This is a genomic window from Thioalkalivibrio sp. ALE30 (genome assembly GCF_000377465.1).
Classification (GTDB): domain Bacteria; phylum Pseudomonadota; class Gammaproteobacteria; order Ectothiorhodospirales; family Ectothiorhodospiraceae; genus Thioalkalivibrio.
Genome location: NZ_KB898168.1, coordinates 130,753 through 149,446 on the forward strand (window position 1 = coordinate 130,753; position 18,694 = coordinate 149,446).

An 18,694-nucleotide genomic window follows, 5' to 3' on the forward strand; every position below is an offset into this window, starting at 1 on the left:
GAGCGGTTTCCGGGAGGTTGTTGTGGTTCGAGGCGCGGGGATGTCAGGCGCCCGTGACCAGCATGGCTCGTTCCACCTTTGTGTGCCATATTGGAGCCGAGTGTGGCAGAGGGAGAAAGCGGTGGCACAAAATGAAAACGAGGTGCAGGTCGGCGCACAAGGCCGTGTCGTGATCCCGGCCGCGTTGCGCAATACCCTAAAGCTGCGCCCTGGCGACCGCCTGGTCGCCCGACTGGTCGGGGAGAGCCTCGTGCTGGAACGGCGCGAGCGGGTCGAGCGGCGGCTCCGTGAGCGATTCAGGCACATCCCGCAGGACGTCAGCCTTGTGGATGAACTCATCGGCGATCGGCGGGCCGAAGCCAAACACGAGCATGGGGAGTCATGACCATCGTGCTGGATGCCTCCGCCGTGTTGGCTTTCCTGCATGACGAGCCGGGCGGGGACAGGGTCGCCCGCGCCCTTGATGGCGGATGCGTGTCCACCGTGAACTGGTCCGAGGTGCTGCAAAAATCCGTGCAACGCAAGGTCGACGTCCAGGGCATGCAGCAGGAGTTTGTCGACGTCGGGCTCGTTTTCGAGCCGTTCACGGCGCAACAGGCGGATCTCGCCGCACAGCTGTGGGAGTCCTCGCGCCGGCATGGCCTGTCAATGGCCGACCGAGCCTGCCTGGCGCTGGCCAGGGACAAGGCCCTCCCGGTGCTGACCGCCGACCGGGCGTGGACCCATCTCGACCTGGACATCGAGATCCACCCCGTGCGCTAAACCCTCCACCTGTGGGAGCAGCCTTGGCCGCGAAGGCCCTGCCCGCGTCGGACGCCGGCAGGGCCTTCTACTACAGACACGCTCGTACGGCTGATTGCAACGCCGTCGCAGGAATGCGGCGCCTGCGCGATGGGGCACGTCCCGAATCCAACTGGCCAGAGCCCCGGGCTCTTCATCGTTACCTGTGGCCGGCAACCTTGCTTTCTGTTGTCCGAGCCACCCCCAAACCTTGAGCCCAACCCCCCAACCATGGTCCAATCCGCGTTCAACCGCTGAACACACCCCTGTAGGAGCGTGCTCGCACGCGAAAACCCAGGCGAGCCATACCCCCTCTCGCACGCGCTGCCCCCTCCAGAACCAGCACCCGGAATCCAGTACCCAGCAATGTTCAGCACCTACCGCAAAGCCCTGGCCCTCCTCACCCCCAGGGAAAAACGCCGCGGCGGCCTGGTGCTCGGCATGGTCATCGTCATGGCCGTGCTGGAAACCGTCGGCGTCGCCTCGGTCATGCCGTTTCTGAGCGTGCTGGGCAACCCCGAAGTGGTGCAGACCAACCCGGTACTCAACAGCGCGTACGAGGGCCTAGGCTTCACCTCGGTGGATGCCTTCATCCTCGCGCTGGGCGCGGCCGCCTTCGGGCTCATCCTCTTCTCCGCCTTCTTCCGCTCGCTCACGCACTACGCGATGAACCGCTTCATCGAGATGCGGCGCCACAGCATCGGCAAGCGGTTGCTGGAAACCTATGTGGCAGAGCCTCGCACAAGTCATGAGTAGCCCAATGGCTTTTGGTTGCCCTGCGCCCTCTTTGCTCCGTTGCCAAACAAAGCGAACGCGTTCGGCGACCGATCCGAGGCGGTGAAGCCGTGAGCATCCGACAGCAGTTGTTGCGAGGCGGGGTTGGCAGCATCGCCGTCAAGATCGCGGGCACGGGGATCAGCTTTGTCCTCGTGGTAGTACTCGCGCGTACCCTTGGCCCAGAAGGCTACGGTACCTATGCATTCGTTATGGCGTTGCTCACCTTGTTGGCGATTCCGGCTCAGGCTGGGTTGCCTCAACTTATGGTGCGTGAGACCGCCAAGACCGAGGCGCGGGAACAATGGGGCTTGATGCGAGGCCTCTGGCGCTGGGGCAACGGCTTCGTGGTATTGTTTTCGGCGGTGATGATATTAATCGGGGGGCTGTTTCTTTGGTTTGGTGAACAATGGTTGAGCGAGGCTCGGTGGCAAACGTTGGCTGTCGGGCTTCTGCTTGTCCCGCTTATTGCCCTGGGAAACGTTCGCGGTGCGATTCTGCGCGGACTACGGCGGACCGTCGTCGGGCAGCTCCCAGAAGCGGTATTGCGCCCCGCGTTGTTGCTGGCCCTGGTGCTGTTGGTCCCGTGGTTCTGGGCGGACTTCGGCCTGTCAGCAGTCAGCGTGATGGCTCTGCACGCTGCCGCAGCGCTCGGGGTGTTTGTGATCGGGAGCTTTTTGCTGTTGCACGTTCGGCCACAGCCAGTGGCGTCTGGCCCGGAACCGGAATACGAGGTGGCGTACTGGCGCAACGCTGCCTTTCCTTTGGCGCTTTTGGCTGGCCTGCAGCTCATCAACCAACAGACCGATATCCTGCTTCTCGGCGTCATACAGACCGATGGTGACGTTGGTGTGTATCGTGTTGTCTTCCAGGTGGCTACGCTCGTCATCTTCGGGCTTCAGGCCTTGAACCAGGTTCTGCAACCGTATTACGCCCGGATGTATGCACAGGGAGAAATGGCGCGGCTGCAACGCCTGGTGACCTACAGCGCACGCGTCATCCTGCTGATTGCCATCCCGCCGGTGATCGTGATGATCGCGTTCGGGGGGGCGTTTCTCGAGTGGGTATTTGGCACCGAGTACCGCGCCGGCGCCACTGCGCTGGCCATCCTGGCCGCCGGACAGGTTGTGAATGCAGGCATGGGCTCGGTGGGCATGCTGCTGAACATGACCGGACACGAGCGCGATACCGTCAAGGGCATCGGTATTGCCGCGCTTTGCAACGTCGTGCTTAACCTGGTGCTGATCCCTCCTTTTGGCATCGAGGGAGCAGCGGCGGCCACCGCCCTTACCTTGGTCATCTGGAACCTGATCCTGCGGGCATTCGTGAAACGCAGGCTGGGAATCGAGACCATGGCACTGGCCCGACCCTCGGGTGGGTGACAGAATGACTCCGCACTCAACGCCGCCTACACCTGACGACGTCTCCGCAGAAGCCCCGCACAACGCCGATGACGCTACGAGTCTTCTGAACATGAAGGAACCGATAGTGCTGCACTGTACCGTCCGCGAGGGAGGGTACTACACCGACTGTGCCCCGGTGAGCGCGGCCGTTCTTGAAATATTGTATTTATAAGAAAATAAATTTTCGCCTAAAGGTCTATGCCATGAAGTTTATTGTAACTGGTTGTGGTCGCTCAGGAACCCAGTATGTCGCCAACTGCCTTAATGGGGCGGGGGTCGATTGTGGGCATGAGGCTGTATTCACTGTTGATGGACCTGTTGTAAACGAGCGAAACTTAGCCGGTGACTCCTCTTGGTTTGCAGCGCCGTTTCTGCGTGATCTTCCGAGCGATACAAGGGTCTTGCATGTAGTGCGGGAACCTCGAAAGGTAATCGAATCATTCCATCGCATAGGCCTATGCGCAAACTCGCCGATGCGTCATTTTTCGAAAGGCGCCGGTCTTTTGCGTTCACTGACTAGCTACCGCCTTAATCCTATAGCGCTCCGTGATCGATACACTTATGTCCGAGCACATCGAAGGCTCTTGAAGATGTATACGAGCTGCTGGAAGTTCGAAACGGAATTTGAGCGCTTATGTGCGTATTGGTATGACTGGAATCGGTTGGTGGAAACTAAATCGGACGAGTGCGAACTCCCTTACATGAGGGTTAAGCTCGAAGAACTTGAAGGTCGATGGGGGGAGGTGATGGAGTTTTTGGGGATCGAGTTGGATATAGTTGGTCGCGATCCGGCGAACTTAAAGAAAACCTATGCTGATATTAGCCCGTTCAGTACGCCTCTTCCGCCGGAGTTAAGGGCCTTAGCGGCGCGCTATGGCTATTAATTGTTGATGTGGTGAGTCTAGATAAATGCGTGCTGTTCAGGCTTTCGATGTTTGGTGTTTTGGGTTGACAATGCTTTACGCCTCATGGGCAGTGGGAGCATAACGTGGGCAATCCCCCAGTGGCGGATATATCGGTTTCGGTAGTAATCCCATCTTATGGCCGACATGAAGAAGTTTGCCGAGCTGTGCGCAGTGCTCTCGCTCAAACGGTGCCTCCCTTAGAGGTTGTTGTCTGTAACGATGGGCCGGACGAGGAGAAATCCCGCCTTTTGGGAGCGATTGGGGACGAAAGGGTGCGATTTATCGAGGCGGCTCGGTCAGGTAATGCGTCCGCTACTCGGAATGTTGGTGTACGGAATGCTAGGGGTAAGTGGGTCGCATTGTTGGATGATGATGACATATGGCTGCCTGATAAGCTTAAGGTGCAACTGGAAATTATCGGTAGATACCTGAGTATTGATCCAATCGCCGTCGGCGTGGAGGAGATTTGCGGCCGCACTGGCGGAGTGCAGTACCGGCCTAGTTGGATAGAGTCGGATCTTTATCACGTTGACGAGATTTTGTTCCGTCCAGGAGGGGGGGTGAACACATCGACGATAGTCGCGCGGAGGCAGCGATTCCTGCAGTGTCCGTTTAATGAGGAGAACGATAACCTTCTGGAAGACGTTGAGTGGTTACTGTCGGCCGGTGGTCACGGCAACGTAGTGTGTTCGCCGATTCCGGTTGTTCGACGTGTTCGAGTAAGTGGCGGTGGCCTGGGGCACCCTGGTCGTTTCGAAGAGGCATGGACGTGGTACAAGCGGATGAAAGGCAGCATTACGCGTGAGGGGCGTCACGATCTTATCTGTATAGGTTTAGCCCGGCGTGCGAGTCAGGGCGCGCGTGTACGGGGCTCATGGAAGCTTGTACGTGAGCTTTGGGCAGAACATGGGTTAGGTGCGAAGTCGCTTGTCCGTCTGATGGCGACGGTTTGGGTACCACGTTCGGCTAAGGCCTGCGTGAGACGGCGAATTGGTTGCTTTCGGCGCTAGTTAGGTATTGGGGGTTCGTGGAAAAGCGCTCTCTCATTGATAGACCCAAGGGTCATGTCTCGGCTTAGCATATCGGTGTGTGCGAAACAAATCGGGGCGTTCATGCTGCCAGGTATTGAGGGTTTCTAACGGCATCCGGTGTCCACGCGCCTTCTGCTCGGGGTGATGGTTGTACAGGCGGTGGTACAGTCGCAAGGCGTCTTGCAGATGTTGAACGGAATCGAAGTGGCGCGTCCGCAACAGATTGGCAATGCGCCGTTGAAACGTTCGACCATGCCGTTGGTCTGGGGCCGCTTGGGTCGTATCAGGCGAGGCTCGGTGCCATGCTCGGCATACAGCGGGTCCAAGGGGTGATGGCCGGTCGGCTGGCGCTCGCCGCTCGCAGCAAAGTGGTCTGTGAACTCCTTGCCGTTGTCGGTGACGAGGTGGGTGATATGAAACGGCGCTTTCTCGAGAAGCTCCTTGAGAAAGCCGTGTGCGGGTTTGGTGCTCTTGGTGTTGCGGACCTGCAGGTAGATCCAGCGGCGGGCGTGGTCGATGGCCAGGAACAGGGAGCGCCGCGAGGCTTGGTCGGGTATCTGCGGAAGATGCTTCACGTTTACATGTGCAAAGCTCGGCACATCGTCCTGGAACGGCTTGTGGGCGAGCTCCTCGGGCTCTTCATCCCGTTCCCGCTGCGGGGCTCGAGGGTCGCCTACGCCGGGCGGCGCAGGCAGGGCGCCAGCGCCGCCCGGCTCAGCTCCGGGTTCAGGAGCTCCCGTGCCACGATCAGCAGGTCAGCCATCGACAGCAGGGGCACTTCTGGGACCTGAACCACGATCGATTCCTGGTCCGATGGAAGCCTGGTAGGCAGCCGCTCCGGGAAATGAGACGCGTGTTCCACGTCCCGGCGATGGCGCTACTTCCGTACGGTCATGCCGGTAAGGCCGTAGCGGCGGTCTAGCTCGGGATGGCTTACGCCCGGCGGCGCTTCCTGCAGCTCCCGCCAACTAAAGTGTGTGCTGTGCGCGTTCGAATGGATCGGTCTGGGCTTTCCATCCATCCTGTGGGGGCCGTCATACACGATACTCAGCCACTCTCGAGCGCGAAACACGGGCGCATTCCCGAGCAGTATAGAATCTCCCGTTATCCAACATGTAGCTAATGTTCATGACGGACTGAGGTTCTAATTAACTGAGGCTAAAAATTTAACCGCGACCAAACCTGAGTTACTGGACTTCCAGCGGTCGCGCTTGCACTATGCACCGTATCCAGTGTGAGGCAGGCGGCGACGTACGGTGTTCGATTCGCGCTTCGCGTTTATTAAGTAGGCCTTCTAGTTCGACCGGCGAGGATGCGGATGAGAGAGTTTGTTCTGAACTGCAGGTCGCAAGCCCCGTTTCAAGATAGGCGGACTTGGTCTGCAATGAGCCTATGGGTGTTAGCATTCCTGATATACGGTGTTTTTTCTCAAGCCGTGTTCAGCGATATTTTTCCTTTACATCGCTCCATCTTCTTGGTGGCGCTGCTGTCCGTTGTGGTGCCGCTAATCTTATTTTCGGCACGCCTTCCTGCTAGCGCTATTGCCCTTTCGTTGGGCGTTTTACTTTCCGGCTTCCTGTTGTTCTTGTATTGGGGTAATCCCAGGTATGTTGCGTATGGGGCGTATCTCATTGGCGCGATCTTATTGGTCGTATCAGCACGCCTTGCGTGGGTTAAGCACCTTGTGACGTTTCTTACGGGCTTCTTTTCTGTCGTTCTCGTTGGTGGCTGGGGCGCGGTAGTTTTGCATGCTGTGGGTGTCGGGCCACTGTATACCGCACCATTCCTGGGGGCTGATGAGCGGACGGCATTTTTCTTCTATACGAGCTTCACAAACATCGATACCGGAAGTTACATCCGTCCGTCCGGGATCTTTGACGAACCGGGATCTCTCTCCTTCTACGTGTGTTTCCTAGCGATTCTCCGGCACTTTCTGGACCGCAACAAGAAGGTGACCTGGTTTTTGCTAATTCTGGGTCTAGTGACAGCGAGTTTAGCTCATGTTATTTATATGGTAATACACTTTCTTGCGGATTTTAGGTTTCGGCAAGGGCTCCGAAGTGCCAGGGTCGTGGTAGGATTTGTTGTGGTGGGCGTGGTATTTTCATTGTTTATGGCATCACCGATGGGTAAGGAACTGGTATCGAGATTTGGAGTGGGCCAAGACGATCGGTTGATTGCGGGAGATAATCGTGGCCCGAGGTTTAAGGGCGCGGTGACTGCGATCGCAGATAACGGATGGGAGGCGGTCGCATTCGGGATTCCGATGTGCATGTATGATGGGGTCGAATGCAGGCAAAAATATGGGAAGATAAACGTCAATCCAGCTTGGCCGATAGCCCAAAAAGGAATTGTTGGATCGTGGCCGTATTACGCGTTGTTATCTTGGCTTATTGTTGCGGGAGTGGCGGGTGGTCGCGCGCAATGGGTTTTGGTCGGGGCCGCGCTTCTGTTGCTTCAGCGGCCGTACCTATTCTATGAAGGATATTCCGCTCTGTTGCTTTTGATGGTTGTGGTATATTTGCGGTATAGGATTATGACGAGAACTTAAATGGGGGCGCGTGCTCTTGGTTCTGAACTAGGGAAACACTGATGAATGGCCTCGCAGCCGGCTCCATGTCCCGCCGAAGCGTTTTGGGAAGGAGATTGGGGCCACGGCGGCCTGCGTTACTCCCTGTAACCGCCGTTTTGTGCGGTTACAGGAGCGATTTCCGGTCCTGCGGACACACTACCCCTGCGGCAGGAGCCCTCATCGTCTCGCACGGTACAGGTTCGCCAGGGCGAACAGGCTGTTAGGCTGTGCGGTGTTCTTCTTGAGGCCGCGGTAGCGCACCTTGCGATACCCGAAGGGGTTCTTCACCACATGGAACGGATGCTCGACGATCGAAAGCAACTGGGCCTTGCGCCGTTCATCGGTGGGGGCCTGATCGCGCTCCGCGCCTTCCGGCAGCGCGCGTACGGTGCCGCGCTTTCGCGCGATATGGGTCTCGGGGCGATGCGCCTTCAGGCGCTTCGCCGCACCCATGTAGCCGGCATCGCCATGCAGGCTCTCTTCCTCGCCGTGGAGCAGTTTCGGCACCTGCGAGACGTCCGAGACGTTCGACGCCGTGCCCTTCACCGTGTGGACGAGCCCGGTGACGAGATCGGCCCCGATATGCGCCTTCATCCCGAAGTACCACTGGTTGCCCTTCTTCGGTTGGTGCATCTCCGGATCGCGGGCCTTCTCCCGGTTCTTGGTGGAGGTCGGGGCCGCGATCAGGGTGGCGTCCACCACCGTTCCTTCGTGCAGCAGCAGGCCCCGCTGCTGCAGATGGGCGTTGATCCGGTCGAAGATCATCTGGGTGAGGTTGTGCTGCTCCAGCAGACGCCGGAACTGCAGCAGGGTCGTGGCATCCGGCGCGTCTTCGCGGCTCAGGTCGATCCCGACAAAGCGCCGGATCGCCTGGATGTCATACACCGCATCTTCGACCCCTTCATCCGACAGATTGAAGCACTGCTGCGCCACGTACATCCGCAGCATCCGCGCCGGTCCGCTCGGCGGACGGCCGCGCTTCCCCTTCGGGTAGTGTGGCTCGATCCCCTCCAGCGGTGCCGCCAAGGGCGTGATCGCGTCGATCTCCCCCAGAAACCGGTCGCGCCGCGTCTGCTTACGCTTGGCGGAGTACTCGAGATCGGAAAAGCTGCGCTGGGACATCGGCCATCACCTCGAGCAGGAAACCTGGCGCCATTATCCCAAACCTGCCCGCCGGGCGGGAGCAACGGCGGATTAAATCAGTGTTTCCCTAGAGGGCTGCGGAATGGGAAGGTTGGGCTATGAAGGTGTGTTATGTGTTTATGCGGTTTCCGGCTCCGTCGGAGGCGTTCGCTGCCGCTGAGGTGCACGCTTTAAGGCGGTTAGGGGTCGAGGTATCGGTTGGTTGTATGAGGGCAAAGCGACGGGGCAGTCGAGCGTTGTTGTCAGCGAGAGGTTTGGAAGATCTGAAAGTAACTTACGGTGATCCGATTGCTTTGGCTCGGGGGTTGCTCGTTATGCTTAGGAAGCCCCGTCCAGCGCTTGGGGCGATGAGCACGGTATTGTTGGGTACTTGGAGGTCGCTGCGGGAATGCCTCATTAGCTTAGCGCTACTTCCTAGGGCGTTCGGTTTGGCGGAACAGTTGAAGATTGAAGGTGTCGATGTGGTGCACCTTTTTTGGGGGCATTATCCGAGCTTGGCGGCGATCGCGGTTCGTGAGATGGGATTAGGGACAAGGGTCAGCATGTCGTTAGGCGCGTACGACTTGGTCCGGGAGTACCCAATCTCAAGGGTGGTTGCGCAATCATCGTTGATCATGACGCATGCCAATGCAAATCGGGAGCTTGTTTCGCGAGTGTGTGGGGTAAAGGATGAAAGCGTTCAGGTGGTGTATAGAGGGGTGGTTGTCCCTCCAGACCCTGGCCCCAGGCAGAAGTGCCGGCGGATTCTGGTGGCTGAGCGATTAATCGGCCCGAAGCGGACTCTTGACGCATTAAGAGCTTTTTCCCAGGTTGCGCAAGAGTATCCAAAGGTCCGGTTGGACGTGCTTGGGGATGGCGCCGAACGAACAAGGCTAGAAGCGTGGGTGAGGGCGGAAGGGCTTGTGGAACGCGTTCGATTCTTTGGGCACATTCCACACCATGAGGCGCTTTCGCGCATGGATGATGCCGGAGTGCTTCTTAGTATGTCCCAGTCACCGGGGGAACGTTTGCCGAATGTAGTTAAAGAAGCCATGGCGCGGCGCTGCGCGTGCGTGGTGTCTCGAACGCCTGGTATCGATGAGTTGGTTCATCCTGGCTATACGGGATACATCGTGGAACCGGGAGATGTCGACGCAGCTGCGGACCGGCTAAGGGAGATTCTCGGCGACGAGGCTGTCATGGCTCGGTTGGGGGAACATGGCCGCCGCCATGTCGAAGAGTGGTTTGATCTGGAGAAGACAACGAAGCAGCGGATAGAGATTTGGGAATCGATGTTGGCAAGCGGGAAAGGCGGCGCAGGTATCGGGGAACGTTAGATGTACCGGTTCGCGTAGGGCCTGTGCGCGTCAGCTTGGGGTTTGGTCTAACGTTCCTGTCAAGCAGTGCACACCGACGGCCTATGACCGACAGGCTCGTGTGCGGGAAACGGGGACAGATTTATTTTCGTTCCTGATTAACGACGAGAGTCAGCCAGGCTCACTGGGTGAGCCACCCCCGGGCGTACGTTGAGGCTACACAGTGAGCGGAGAGTGGCCTTATGGCGCAGAATCGGATTCAGTTTCAGCCGGGGATGTCGTTGCCGGCATTCATCGCCCAGTACGGCACCGAGGCCCAGTGCGAGGCGGCGCTGGAGCGGGCCCGATGGCCGGACGGCTTCCGCTGCCCGCGTTGCGGGTGCCAAGCTTATTGCGTCCTGCACGGCAGCCCGCGCAAGATGTTTCAGTGCAACGCCTGTCGGCATCAGGCCTCACTGATCGCCGGCACCGTGATGCAGGGAACGAAGCTGCCCCTGACCACCTGGTTTCTGGCGATCCATCTGCTCAGCCAGGCCAAAACGGGGCTCTCGGCGCTAGCGCTCAAACGCCAGCTGGGCGTCAGCTACCGCACCGCCTGGGCCCTGCAGCACAAGCTGATGCAGGCGATGACCGAGCGGGAAGCGCGCTATGGGCTCAGTGGCACCGTGCAACTGGACGATGCCTACCTGGGTGGCGAGCGCACCGGCAGCAAGGCGGGCCGCGGGTCGGAGAACAAGGTTCCGTTCGTCGCCGCCGTGTCGCTCAGCGACGCGGGGCATCCCCTGCGGGTTAAGTTGACCCCAGTCACGGCCTTCAGCTTCCACGCCGTTACCGAATGGGCGCGGGCCTATCTGGCGCCGGGCAGCACGGTCCACTCCGATGGCCTGGCGTGCTTCCGCGCCGTCACAAGGGCCGACTGCCGGCACCAGCCGACGGTCGTGGCCGGGCGCAAACCCCAGGATCTTCCCGAATTCCAATGGATCAACACCGTGCTCGGCAACCTCAAAACCAGCCTGAGCGGGAGCTACCATGCATTTGCGTTCGCCAAGTACGCGGCCCGTTACCTCGCGGCATTCGCCTACCGCTTCAACCGACGCTTTGATCTGGCGACGTTGCCGGCGCGACTGCTGGTCGCCGCCGTGCACTGCCGGCCCGTGCCCGAGCGGGTTCTGCGACTAGCTGACTCTCGTTGCTAATCAGGTTTTCGTTTGGGTCATCGGCTAGGATGCTGGCTTCCCACGGGGGGTGGTGTTTGTGGGGTGGTGGTGCGGGCCCGGGGTTCTGTGGGAGCGGGCTATCCCGCGAATTACGGGTTTATGTAAATTGTAAAGGTAATTGCCAATCTGCATAGGTCGCGGTAGGGTAGGCGCATGATACCGCGCACTGCCGAAACACTGGTCCGGGAGCGGTTGAGCGGCTTTCCCATCGTTACGGTCACGGGGCCGCGCCAGTCCGGCAAGACGACGCTGGCACGCGCGGTGATGGCGGACCGTCCTTATCGTTCCCTGGAAGATCCGGATGTGCGTGCGCTGGCGCTGGATGATCCGCGCGGGTTTCTGTCGCAGTGCCCCGATGGGGCAGTGCTGGACGAGGTTCAGCGGGCGCCGGAATTGTTCTCCTATCTGCAGACGCATGTGGACGTCGATGGACGCATGGGACGGTTTCTGCTCACGGGGTCGCAGCAGTTCGGGTTGATGTCCGGGATTTCGCAGTCTCTGGCCGGGCGTTCGGCGTTTGTGGAGTTGCTGCCGTTGAGCCATGCGGAGTTGGTGGAGGCCAGGCAGGCACCAACGGCTCTGGATGCGATGATGTTTACCGGTGGTTATCCGGCATTGTATGACCGGCCGGTGTCTCCACGGCACTGGTTTTCGGCATATGTGACGGAGTACGTGGAGCGGGATGTGCGCCAGTTGCTCCAGGTGCGGGATCTGGACGCCTTTCAGCGTTTTGTGCGGCTGTGTGCCGGGCGCAGTGGTCAGGTGTTGAATCTGTCATCGCTTGCGGCCGATTGCGGTATTACCCACAACACGGCCAAGGCGTGGATCTCGGTGCTGGAGGCCAGCTATGTGCTGTTTCTCCAGCGGCCGCACCATGCGAATTTCAACAAGCGGCAGGTCAAGTCGCCGAAGCTGTATTTCCACGACACCGGTCTGTTGTGCTGGCTGCTGGGGTTGCAGACGCCGGAACAGCTGGTGGTGCATCCGCTACGCGGGCAGGTGTTCGAGACGTACGTGATTTCGGAGCTGCGAAAGGGCTTTCTGAATCGCGGCGAGCCGCCGCTTTTCCACTTCTGGCGCGACAGTAATGGCAATGAGGTCGACCTGCTGATCGAGTGGGCGGGTGGCCTGATGCCGGTGGAGATCAAGTCGGGCCAGACGTTGAACCGGGATTTCTTCACCGGGCTCGAGCGCTGGACCGCGCTGGCCGGCGATATGGCTCGTTCGCCGACGCTTGTTTACGGGGGCGAGGGCGAGCACCAGCGCAAGGATATGCGGGTTCTGGGCTGGGATAGGGTTGGCGAGGTTGTGGAGGGATAAAGGGGGCGGGCCCTTTTTTTGTCCGATTGAGAAGCGACTTGGCACGTACATGAATCAGTGCTTGCTTGAGGCTGGGCGCAGCGTGAGCGCCGGTCCGGCATAAGAATAGTGAATGGACAGACCTACGAATGCGAATCACCTACCTGCATCAGTATTTCAATACCCCGGAGATGGCGGGTGGAACCCGCTCGTACGAGATGGCGCGACGCCTAGTGGCCATGGGCCACGAAGTGAACATGGTCACCTCGTGGCGGGAAGAAGGCAGTGAGCGTGACTGGTACGAGACCGATGAGGCGGGAATTCGAGTCCATTGGCTGCCCGTGCCGTATTCCAACCAGATGAGTTATCGCGAACGCATTCAGGCATTCTTTCGCTTTGCCTGGAAGGCTTCTCGAAAGGCCGCTTCTCTGCCGGCCGATGTAGTCTTTGCGACAAGTACGCCACTCACGATAGCCCTTCCAGGCGCGTATGCCGCTAGGCGGCAGAAGGTGCCGATGGTATTTGAAGTGCGTGATCTCTGGCCGGAGCTGCCCATCGCTATGGGCGCATTGAACAATCCGGTGCTGCGCTGGGGAGCGCACAAGCTCGAGGGCTTCGCCTATTCACGTGCGCAGGCGGTGGTAGGGCTTCCTCTGGGGGTGCAGGATTGGGTGGAACGCTCCGGCCTAATGCCGCCTGCTCCGCGCACCGAAGAGCGCCTCCAATTGGGTGGCCGTGACAACCACGGTCTGAGTTGCTGTTTGTAGAGGCCCCCGCATGGTGAAGCGCATTTTAGTAGTAACGCACGCTGGTGGTTCTCCGGCGCATGGTCCCAATATGCGCTGGTATTACTTGGGCGAGGCGCTGAAGAGCTTCGGCATAGAGGTGGAGGTTGTGTCCTCGTCGAGCTTTCACAAGTACACAGCCCCTCCGGTGGTCCGCCAGCCAGTCGAAACACAACTAGTTGGCGGGCTAAAATATCATTGGATTAAGACCCGTCCTTATCGCGGGCGAGGCTTTGGGCAGGTTTTGAATCAGCTTGACTTTGTCCGGGGTTGCTATAGGGCGGGGAAGTACCTGTCCGAGCGTCAACCGGATGTTGTGGTTGCATCGTCACCCCATCCTCTCATGGTGTTTCCGGCCAAGGCTCTGGCGAAGAGGGCAGGGGCAAGATTCATTTACGAAGTACGAGACCTTTGGCCGGAGGTTCTGATCGAGCTTGGCGGCTTTAAGCGATGGCACCCATATATGTTGGCGCTCAAGGCAGCAGAAAGATATGGGGTCAAGCAGTCGGACTTGGTGGTCTCTGTTAAGCCCGGCGACGGGGAGTACTTTAAGATGCGTTATGGTTTACCAGAGAGCTCATTTGCTTATGTTCCCAATGGATTTCTTCCGGAAGATAGCCAAGAGAGCGCGCCTGAGGAAATCCATGAACTGCGGGAGCGGTACGCTTTTGTCATTGGGTACACCGGGGCTATCAGCACCTATTACGGTCTGGAGAACCTGTTGGAGCTTGCACGGCTTTTTCGCCACCGATCGGACGTGGGTTTCATTATCGTAGGGAAGGGGGACGGTGCAGATACACTCCGTAGCGAAGCGGAGCAGTCCGGATTGGGAAATGTCCATATGGTTGGGGCGGTGCCTAAGGCCCAGGTGTGGCCTATTCTGAAACTGTTTGATGCATGTTACGTCGGTCTGGTTGACCTTGGTGTGCATCAGTACGGGATATCGTGCAATAAAATTTACGAATACATGTTTGCTGAGAAGCCGATTATTGGGAGTTATCGTGCAGGCTATGATCCCGTTGCGCGTGCGGGTTGCGGGTTTGTGGCCTCTCCCGGTGACTATGCCCCATTAGTGAGGGGGATCGAAACGCTAATTGAACAGCCGGATATTGCGCGGGAGATGGGCGAGAGAGGCAGGGAGTATTTTGATACAAATCACGATTTTGGGGTGGTCGCAGACCGGCTAAATAGGAGCGTTTTCGGTTGAAGCGAACGATAGAATCGGGGCGGATTAGATGAAAGGCGATGGTTTTTGTCCACTTGTTATTATAGGCGCCCCTCGCTCCGGCACGAACATGTTGCGCGACGTCCTCACCCGGTTTTCGGGTGTGGCGACGTGGCCGTGCGACGAGATCAACTACATTTGGCGACACGGCAATCTGCGCCATTCCTCTGACGAGTTCCCCGTCGATCTGGCGCGGCCCCGTGTGCAGCGCTATATCCGGCGGAAGTTTGACTGGGTGGCCCGTCGTTACGAAGCCGGCGTCGTGGTCGAAAAGACCTGTGCCAACTCTCTGCGCGTGCCTTTCGTGGACCGGGTGGTGCCGGAGGCGAAATACGTGTTTATACGGCGGGATGGGCTGGATGCCGTGGGCTCGGCGATGGTGCGCTGGAAAGCATCGCTGGACATTCCGTACCTCGCGCGGAAGGCGCGTTTCGTGCCTGTCACAGACCTGCCTTGGTATGCGGCGCGTTATCTCGGCAGCCGGCTGCATCGGTTGGTTTCCAGAGAGGGGCGCGTGGGCTTGTGGGGTCCGCAACTGGACGATATGAACCAGCTATTGGCGGAACGTCCGCTGGATGAAGTGTGCGCGCTGCAATGGCAGCGTTGTGTGGAAGCCTCGGTGGAAGCCCTGGCGAATATCGAGCCGGAACGCTGGATCGAGGTCGGTTACGAGGATTTTGTGCGGGAACCGGCGCGAGAGATGGAACGTGTGCTGTGGTTTGCTGGCGTCGAGGCCGATTCACAGGCCATTCAGCAGGCTGTTTCCGGGGTGCGCAGTACCAGCATTGGAAAAGGTCGAGAGGCTCTTGACAAACCGACGCGGGACCGACTGGAAGCACTGGTGCGAGACACATTGGTTCGTTACGGCTATGCCTGAATCCTGCTCGGGTGGGCGGGTGACGGTTAGGCGTGAGTCTGCGTGGCTGCGGCGCGCCGCCAATATGCTGGCCGGATGGGGTAGCAAGACAGAATGGGATTGAACGGGCTTTCACCTTCGCAGGCCGCGCTGAAGCGCGGCTTCGATTTTCTGGGCGCGGCGGCGGGGCTGCTGCTGACCTTCTGGCTGATCGCGCTGGCCTGGGTGCTGGCGACGATCGACACCCGGCAGAACGGTTTCTTTGTGCAGGAGCGGGTGGGCCGCCAAGGGCGTGTGTTCCGGGTGGTGAAGATCCGCACCATGCGACCCTCCCATGCGCACACGACCACGGTGACCACCGGGCATGATCCGCGCATTACGCCGCTGGGCCGGTTTTTCCGCCGCGCGAAGATCGATGAGCTGCCGCAGTTGCTCAATGTGCTGCTGGGGCAGATGAGCTTTGTGGGGCCGCGGCCGGATGTGCCGGGGTTTGCCGATACCCTGGAGGGCGAGGACCGGCTGGTCTTGTCGGTGCGCCCGGGGATCACCGGGCCGGCGACGCTGAAGTACCGCGACGAGGAGTCGATGCTGGCCGCGGTGGAGGATCCGGAGGCGTACAACCACGAGGTGATCTTTCCGGACAAGGTGCGGATTAACCGCGAGTATGTGCAGAACTGGTCGTTTCGGAAGGATCTTGGGTATATCTGGCGGACGGTGTTTCGGTAGGGGCGTGGCGGCTTTGAGCGATGGGGTGGGTTCGGCTCTGGTCGCCCAGGGGGCTGGGCTCCTACAGTGGCGTGGTTCCCGGACGTGTAGGAGCCGAGCCCCCTCGGCGATTGGGGCATTAGGGTCGTACGGTCGACGGTCGCCGGGTTTCGGGGACGGTTGAATGACGTGGTGGGCGTGAATTTGTGCGCTTTGTAGTCGTGGTCCAAGATAAATGCCGTAATCGGCCGGGTGAAGCACGGAGGTGAGCAGGTGAAAACAAGAAAGCGAGATGCCGGCCGGGTAGTGCTTGCGGCCGGTTCGGTGATGGAGGTGTGGCCGGCGCATGACTACTCGGCCTTTATGCCTTCCGGTTCGTTGCAGCAGCGAATCGCCGGTCATTGGGTCAACGTTGGTGAGCGCCTGCGTGAAGGGATGAATCGCGCGGAATCCGACCAGGGAATGGAGAGGAACGATGAACGAAAGGCCAACGGAGGGCCTGCCTGACAACCGGCCGGATACGGCCGGTAGCCAAAGCGGTACATTCGAGGAGCTGGTGGCCGGGCTGGAAGGTGGCGCCCTGTCACCGGAAGACCAGGGTAGGCTTGCGAGGCTCCTTGCCACTCAACCTTCGGAGCTGGTGATGGCGGCGACGCGCCACGAGTCATACAGCGGGCCGTTGCCGCACCCCGACCTTCTGAACCGTTTCGATGATGAAACCCGCCGTGCAATCGTGCAGATGGCCATGGATGAGCAGGCGCATGCTCATCGAATGCGGGAACGCGGATTGGAAGGTGCCATTGCAAAGGACCGTCGGGGGCAGCGCTACGGTCTGGTGATTGCGGTGGCGGGTCTGGCGGCGGCGGTGGCGATTGCGCCTTTCAGTGCCGTTGCGGCCGGCATCATCGGGACCCTCGACCTGTTCGGCATGGTGGCGCTGTTCGTGGCTCCGCGAATCCTGGAGCGAATGCGTTCCAGTGGTGCGCCTTCGGCCGAGTAGGCCGAGAGCCTTATCGGGTCTCTATCCAGTTTTTGTTGGTGGACGGTTATGCAGGTCGGCCGTGAGGCGGATCAATTTCCCTAGGGAAACACTGATTAATGTACGCACTCGCGTTGGCACCCCAGGTTTTCCGAGACAAGGCGCGTCGCGCAGCGGGTAGTGGTTCTACCCGCACGTGGCGCAACGCAGGATCGGGGAACCTGGGGTGCCAACCCCACAAACGATTTAAAGCTGGGGCTCGGCCGCCCGTTGTTGACGAAAACGGGCGCGGGAACGGCGTTGCGGTCCCCTTGTGCAGAATGACTGCACGGCAGTCACCGCGCCTTGTTCGCACGCAAAAGCGACTCGAGCGCGAATGTGTACATTGATCAGTGTTTCCCTAGGTGGTGTGACGGTGGTGAAGAGTTTGTGGCCGCGGTTCGAGGATGACGAGCTGGTGGCCGTGCAGCGGGTGCTGAGTTCTGGTCGCGTGAACTACTGGAATGGTAGCGAAGGGCGCGAGTTCGAGCGCGAGTTTGCGGCGTTCCATGATGCGTCCTACGGGATTGCGGTGGCGAACGGCACGCTCGCGCTGGAATTGGCGCTGATGGCGCTGGGTGTGGGCGAGGGCGACGAGGTGGTGGTGACGCCGCGGACGTTCCTGGCGTCGGCTTCGGCGATCGTGATGCGCGGGGCGCGGCCGGTGTTTGCGGACGTGGATCGGGATTCGGGCAACATTACTCCGGAGAGTGTGCGGGCCGTGCTGGCGCCGCGCACCCGTGCGGTGATCGCCGTGCACCTGGCGGGCTGGTCGTGTGACATGCACGGGCTGCGATCGTTGGCGGATGAGCGGGGGTTGTTTCTGATCGAGGACTGCGCCCAGGCGCATGGGGCGACGCTGGAGGGGCAGCCTGTGGGGTCGTTCGGGGATGCGGCGGCGTTTTCCTTTTGCACGGACAAGATCATGTCCACCGGTGGCGAGGGCGGGATGCTGCTGGTGAGGGACGAAGCTGTGTGGCAGCGCGCCTGGAGCTACAAGGATCACGGCAAGGCATGGGATGCGGTGTATAACCGCGAACATAAGGCGGGGTTTCGCTGGTTGCATGAGTCGTTTGGGACCAACTGGCGGCTGACCGAGATGCAATCGGCCATTGGCCGGGTGCAGCTACGGAAGCTGCCGGGCTGGCTGGCGCAGCGGAGTGCCAACGCCGGGGTCCTGCTGGAGCGGCTGTCTGGGGTGCGGGGCCTGCGCGTGCCAGTGCCACCGGAGGGCGTGGGCCATGCCTGGTACAAGTTCTACGCCTACGTGGAGCCGGAGTCGCTGGTGGATGGCTGGGACCGCGACGCGGTGGTGGCGGCCATACAGGCCCGTGGGGTGCCATGCCTGCAGGGGAGCTGCAGCGAGGTCTATCTGGAGAAGGCCTTTGACGGGACGGACTACCGGCCCGAGCGGCGCTTGCCTGTTGCCCGCGAGTTGGGTGAGACCAGTGTTATGTTCCTGGTGGACCACACGTTGAGTGAGCCCGATATGCACGCCGTGGCCGATGCTGTGGTGGATGTGATGGGCCGTGCGACTGGAGTAGAAGGAGTGGCGCAGGCCGGGGTCGTATCGCAGGACCGTTCTGCCGGCTAAGTTCTGCGGTTCGTGGCTGCCTCTGGGGGTGTCGTTGTGCTCGTGAGAAGGTTGGTTTGATCTGGAATCCGGTTTGCTGCGATGCAGGCGGG

At 60.0% G+C, this 18,694-nt stretch carries 15 protein-coding genes and 2 pseudogenes; 15 read left to right on the forward strand and 2 right to left on the reverse strand.

What is annotated here, in order from left to right; all coding sequences use genetic code 11:
• Nucleotides 1-121 precede the first annotated feature (121 nt).
• The 5 genes and pseudogenes from D107_RS13450 (at nucleotide 122) to D107_RS14250 (ending at nucleotide 4,872) form a co-directional block, all read left to right on the forward strand.
• Entirely contained in the window at nucleotides 122-385 is a 264-nt protein-coding gene (locus tag D107_RS13450; protein WP_081619335.1) for an AbrB/MazE/SpoVT family DNA-binding domain-containing protein, read from the forward strand.
• Nucleotides 382-762 carry a type II toxin-antitoxin system VapC family toxin gene (locus D107_RS0100595; protein WP_018880496.1) on the forward strand — a complete coding sequence of 127 codons (381 nt, stop codon included), beginning with the start codon at nucleotides 382-384 and terminating at the stop codon, nucleotides 760-762. Before D107_RS13450 ends, D107_RS0100595 begins: the two co-directional genes overlap by 4 nt.
• A 384-nt stretch (nucleotides 763-1,146) precedes the next feature.
• A pseudogene (locus D107_RS0100600) lies at nucleotides 1,147-1,518 on the forward strand (hypothetical protein); the annotation flags it as partial.
• Between the two features lie 107 nt (nucleotides 1,519-1,625).
• Complete coding sequence (locus tag D107_RS0100605; RefSeq protein WP_018880498.1) at nucleotides 1,626-2,936, forward strand: flippase; 1,311 nt, start codon at nucleotides 1,626-1,628, stop codon at nucleotides 2,934-2,936.
• A gap of 1,024 nt (nucleotides 2,937-3,960) precedes the next feature.
• Nucleotides 3,961-4,872, forward strand: coding sequence for a glycosyltransferase family A protein (locus tag D107_RS14250; protein ID WP_196799903.1), 912 nt, complete (start codon nucleotides 3,961-3,963; stop codon nucleotides 4,870-4,872).
• A 33-nt stretch (nucleotides 4,873-4,905) separates the two neighbouring features.
• On the opposite strand, the pseudogene D107_RS13460 reads toward D107_RS14250, so the two are convergent.
• Nucleotides 4,906-5,914: pseudogene (locus tag D107_RS13460) on the reverse strand (integrase core domain-containing protein).
• A gap of 363 nt (nucleotides 5,915-6,277) precedes the next feature.
• On the opposite strand from D107_RS13460, the gene D107_RS13990 reads away from it, so the two are divergent.
• Nucleotides 6,278-7,444, forward strand: a complete 1,167-nt coding sequence (locus D107_RS13990; protein ID WP_196799904.1) for a hypothetical protein — start codon at nucleotides 6,278-6,280, stop codon at nucleotides 7,442-7,444.
• A 198-nt stretch (nucleotides 7,445-7,642) separates the two neighbouring features.
• Here the strand turns inward: D107_RS13990 and D107_RS0100620 are convergent, their stop codons facing one another.
• Nucleotides 7,643-8,587 (reverse strand): IS5 family transposase, encoded by a 945-nt coding sequence (locus tag D107_RS0100620; protein ID WP_018880501.1) that lies wholly within the window; start codon nucleotides 8,585-8,587, stop codon nucleotides 7,643-7,645.
• Between the two features lie 635 nt (nucleotides 8,588-9,222).
• On the opposite strand from D107_RS0100620, the gene D107_RS13470 reads away from it, so the two are divergent.
• From D107_RS13470 to D107_RS0100665, 9 genes are all read left to right on the forward strand, one after another.
• On the forward strand, nucleotides 9,223-9,924 hold the full coding sequence (locus tag D107_RS13470; protein WP_231373763.1) for a glycosyltransferase family 4 protein: 702 nt from the start codon (nucleotides 9,223-9,225) through the stop codon (nucleotides 9,922-9,924).
• A 221-nt stretch (nucleotides 9,925-10,145) separates the two neighbouring features.
• The gene (locus D107_RS0100630; RefSeq protein ID WP_018880503.1) at nucleotides 10,146-11,099 is read left to right on the forward strand and encodes an IS1595 family transposase; all 954 of its coding nucleotides are present in this window, start codon (nucleotides 10,146-10,148) and stop codon (nucleotides 11,097-11,099) included.
• A 174-nt stretch (nucleotides 11,100-11,273) separates the two neighbouring features.
• Nucleotides 11,274-12,440: an ATP-binding protein gene (locus D107_RS0100635; protein WP_026280703.1), complete on the forward strand. Its 1,167-nt coding sequence runs from the start codon at nucleotides 11,274-11,276 to the stop codon at nucleotides 12,438-12,440.
• A gap of 128 nt (nucleotides 12,441-12,568) precedes the next feature.
• The gene (locus tag D107_RS13240; RefSeq protein WP_018880505.1) at nucleotides 12,569-13,186 is read left to right on the forward strand and encodes a glycosyltransferase; all 618 of its coding nucleotides are present in this window, start codon (nucleotides 12,569-12,571) and stop codon (nucleotides 13,184-13,186) included.
• Between the two features lie 10 nt (nucleotides 13,187-13,196).
• Complete coding sequence (locus D107_RS0100645; RefSeq protein ID WP_081619338.1) at nucleotides 13,197-14,411, forward strand: glycosyltransferase family 4 protein; 1,215 nt, start codon at nucleotides 13,197-13,199, stop codon at nucleotides 14,409-14,411.
• A 28-nt stretch (nucleotides 14,412-14,439) separates the two neighbouring features.
• Complete coding sequence (locus tag D107_RS0100650; RefSeq protein WP_026280704.1) at nucleotides 14,440-15,306, forward strand: sulfotransferase; 867 nt, start codon at nucleotides 14,440-14,442, stop codon at nucleotides 15,304-15,306.
• Nucleotides 15,307-15,399: 93 nt separating this feature from the next.
• Complete coding sequence (locus D107_RS0100655; protein WP_081619339.1) at nucleotides 15,400-16,011, forward strand: sugar transferase; 612 nt, start codon at nucleotides 15,400-15,402, stop codon at nucleotides 16,009-16,011.
• A 454-nt stretch (nucleotides 16,012-16,465) separates the two neighbouring features.
• Nucleotides 16,466-16,990 carry a DUF2335 domain-containing protein gene (locus tag D107_RS0100660; protein ID WP_018866760.1) on the forward strand — a complete coding sequence of 175 codons (525 nt, stop codon included), beginning with the start codon at nucleotides 16,466-16,468 and terminating at the stop codon, nucleotides 16,988-16,990.
• 388 nt (nucleotides 16,991-17,378) lie between these two features.
• Nucleotides 17,379-18,602 (forward strand): DegT/DnrJ/EryC1/StrS aminotransferase family protein, encoded by a 1,224-nt coding sequence (locus D107_RS0100665; RefSeq protein WP_018866759.1) that lies wholly within the window; start codon nucleotides 17,379-17,381, stop codon nucleotides 18,600-18,602.
• The last annotated feature ends 92 nt before the right edge of the window (nucleotides 18,603-18,694 follow it).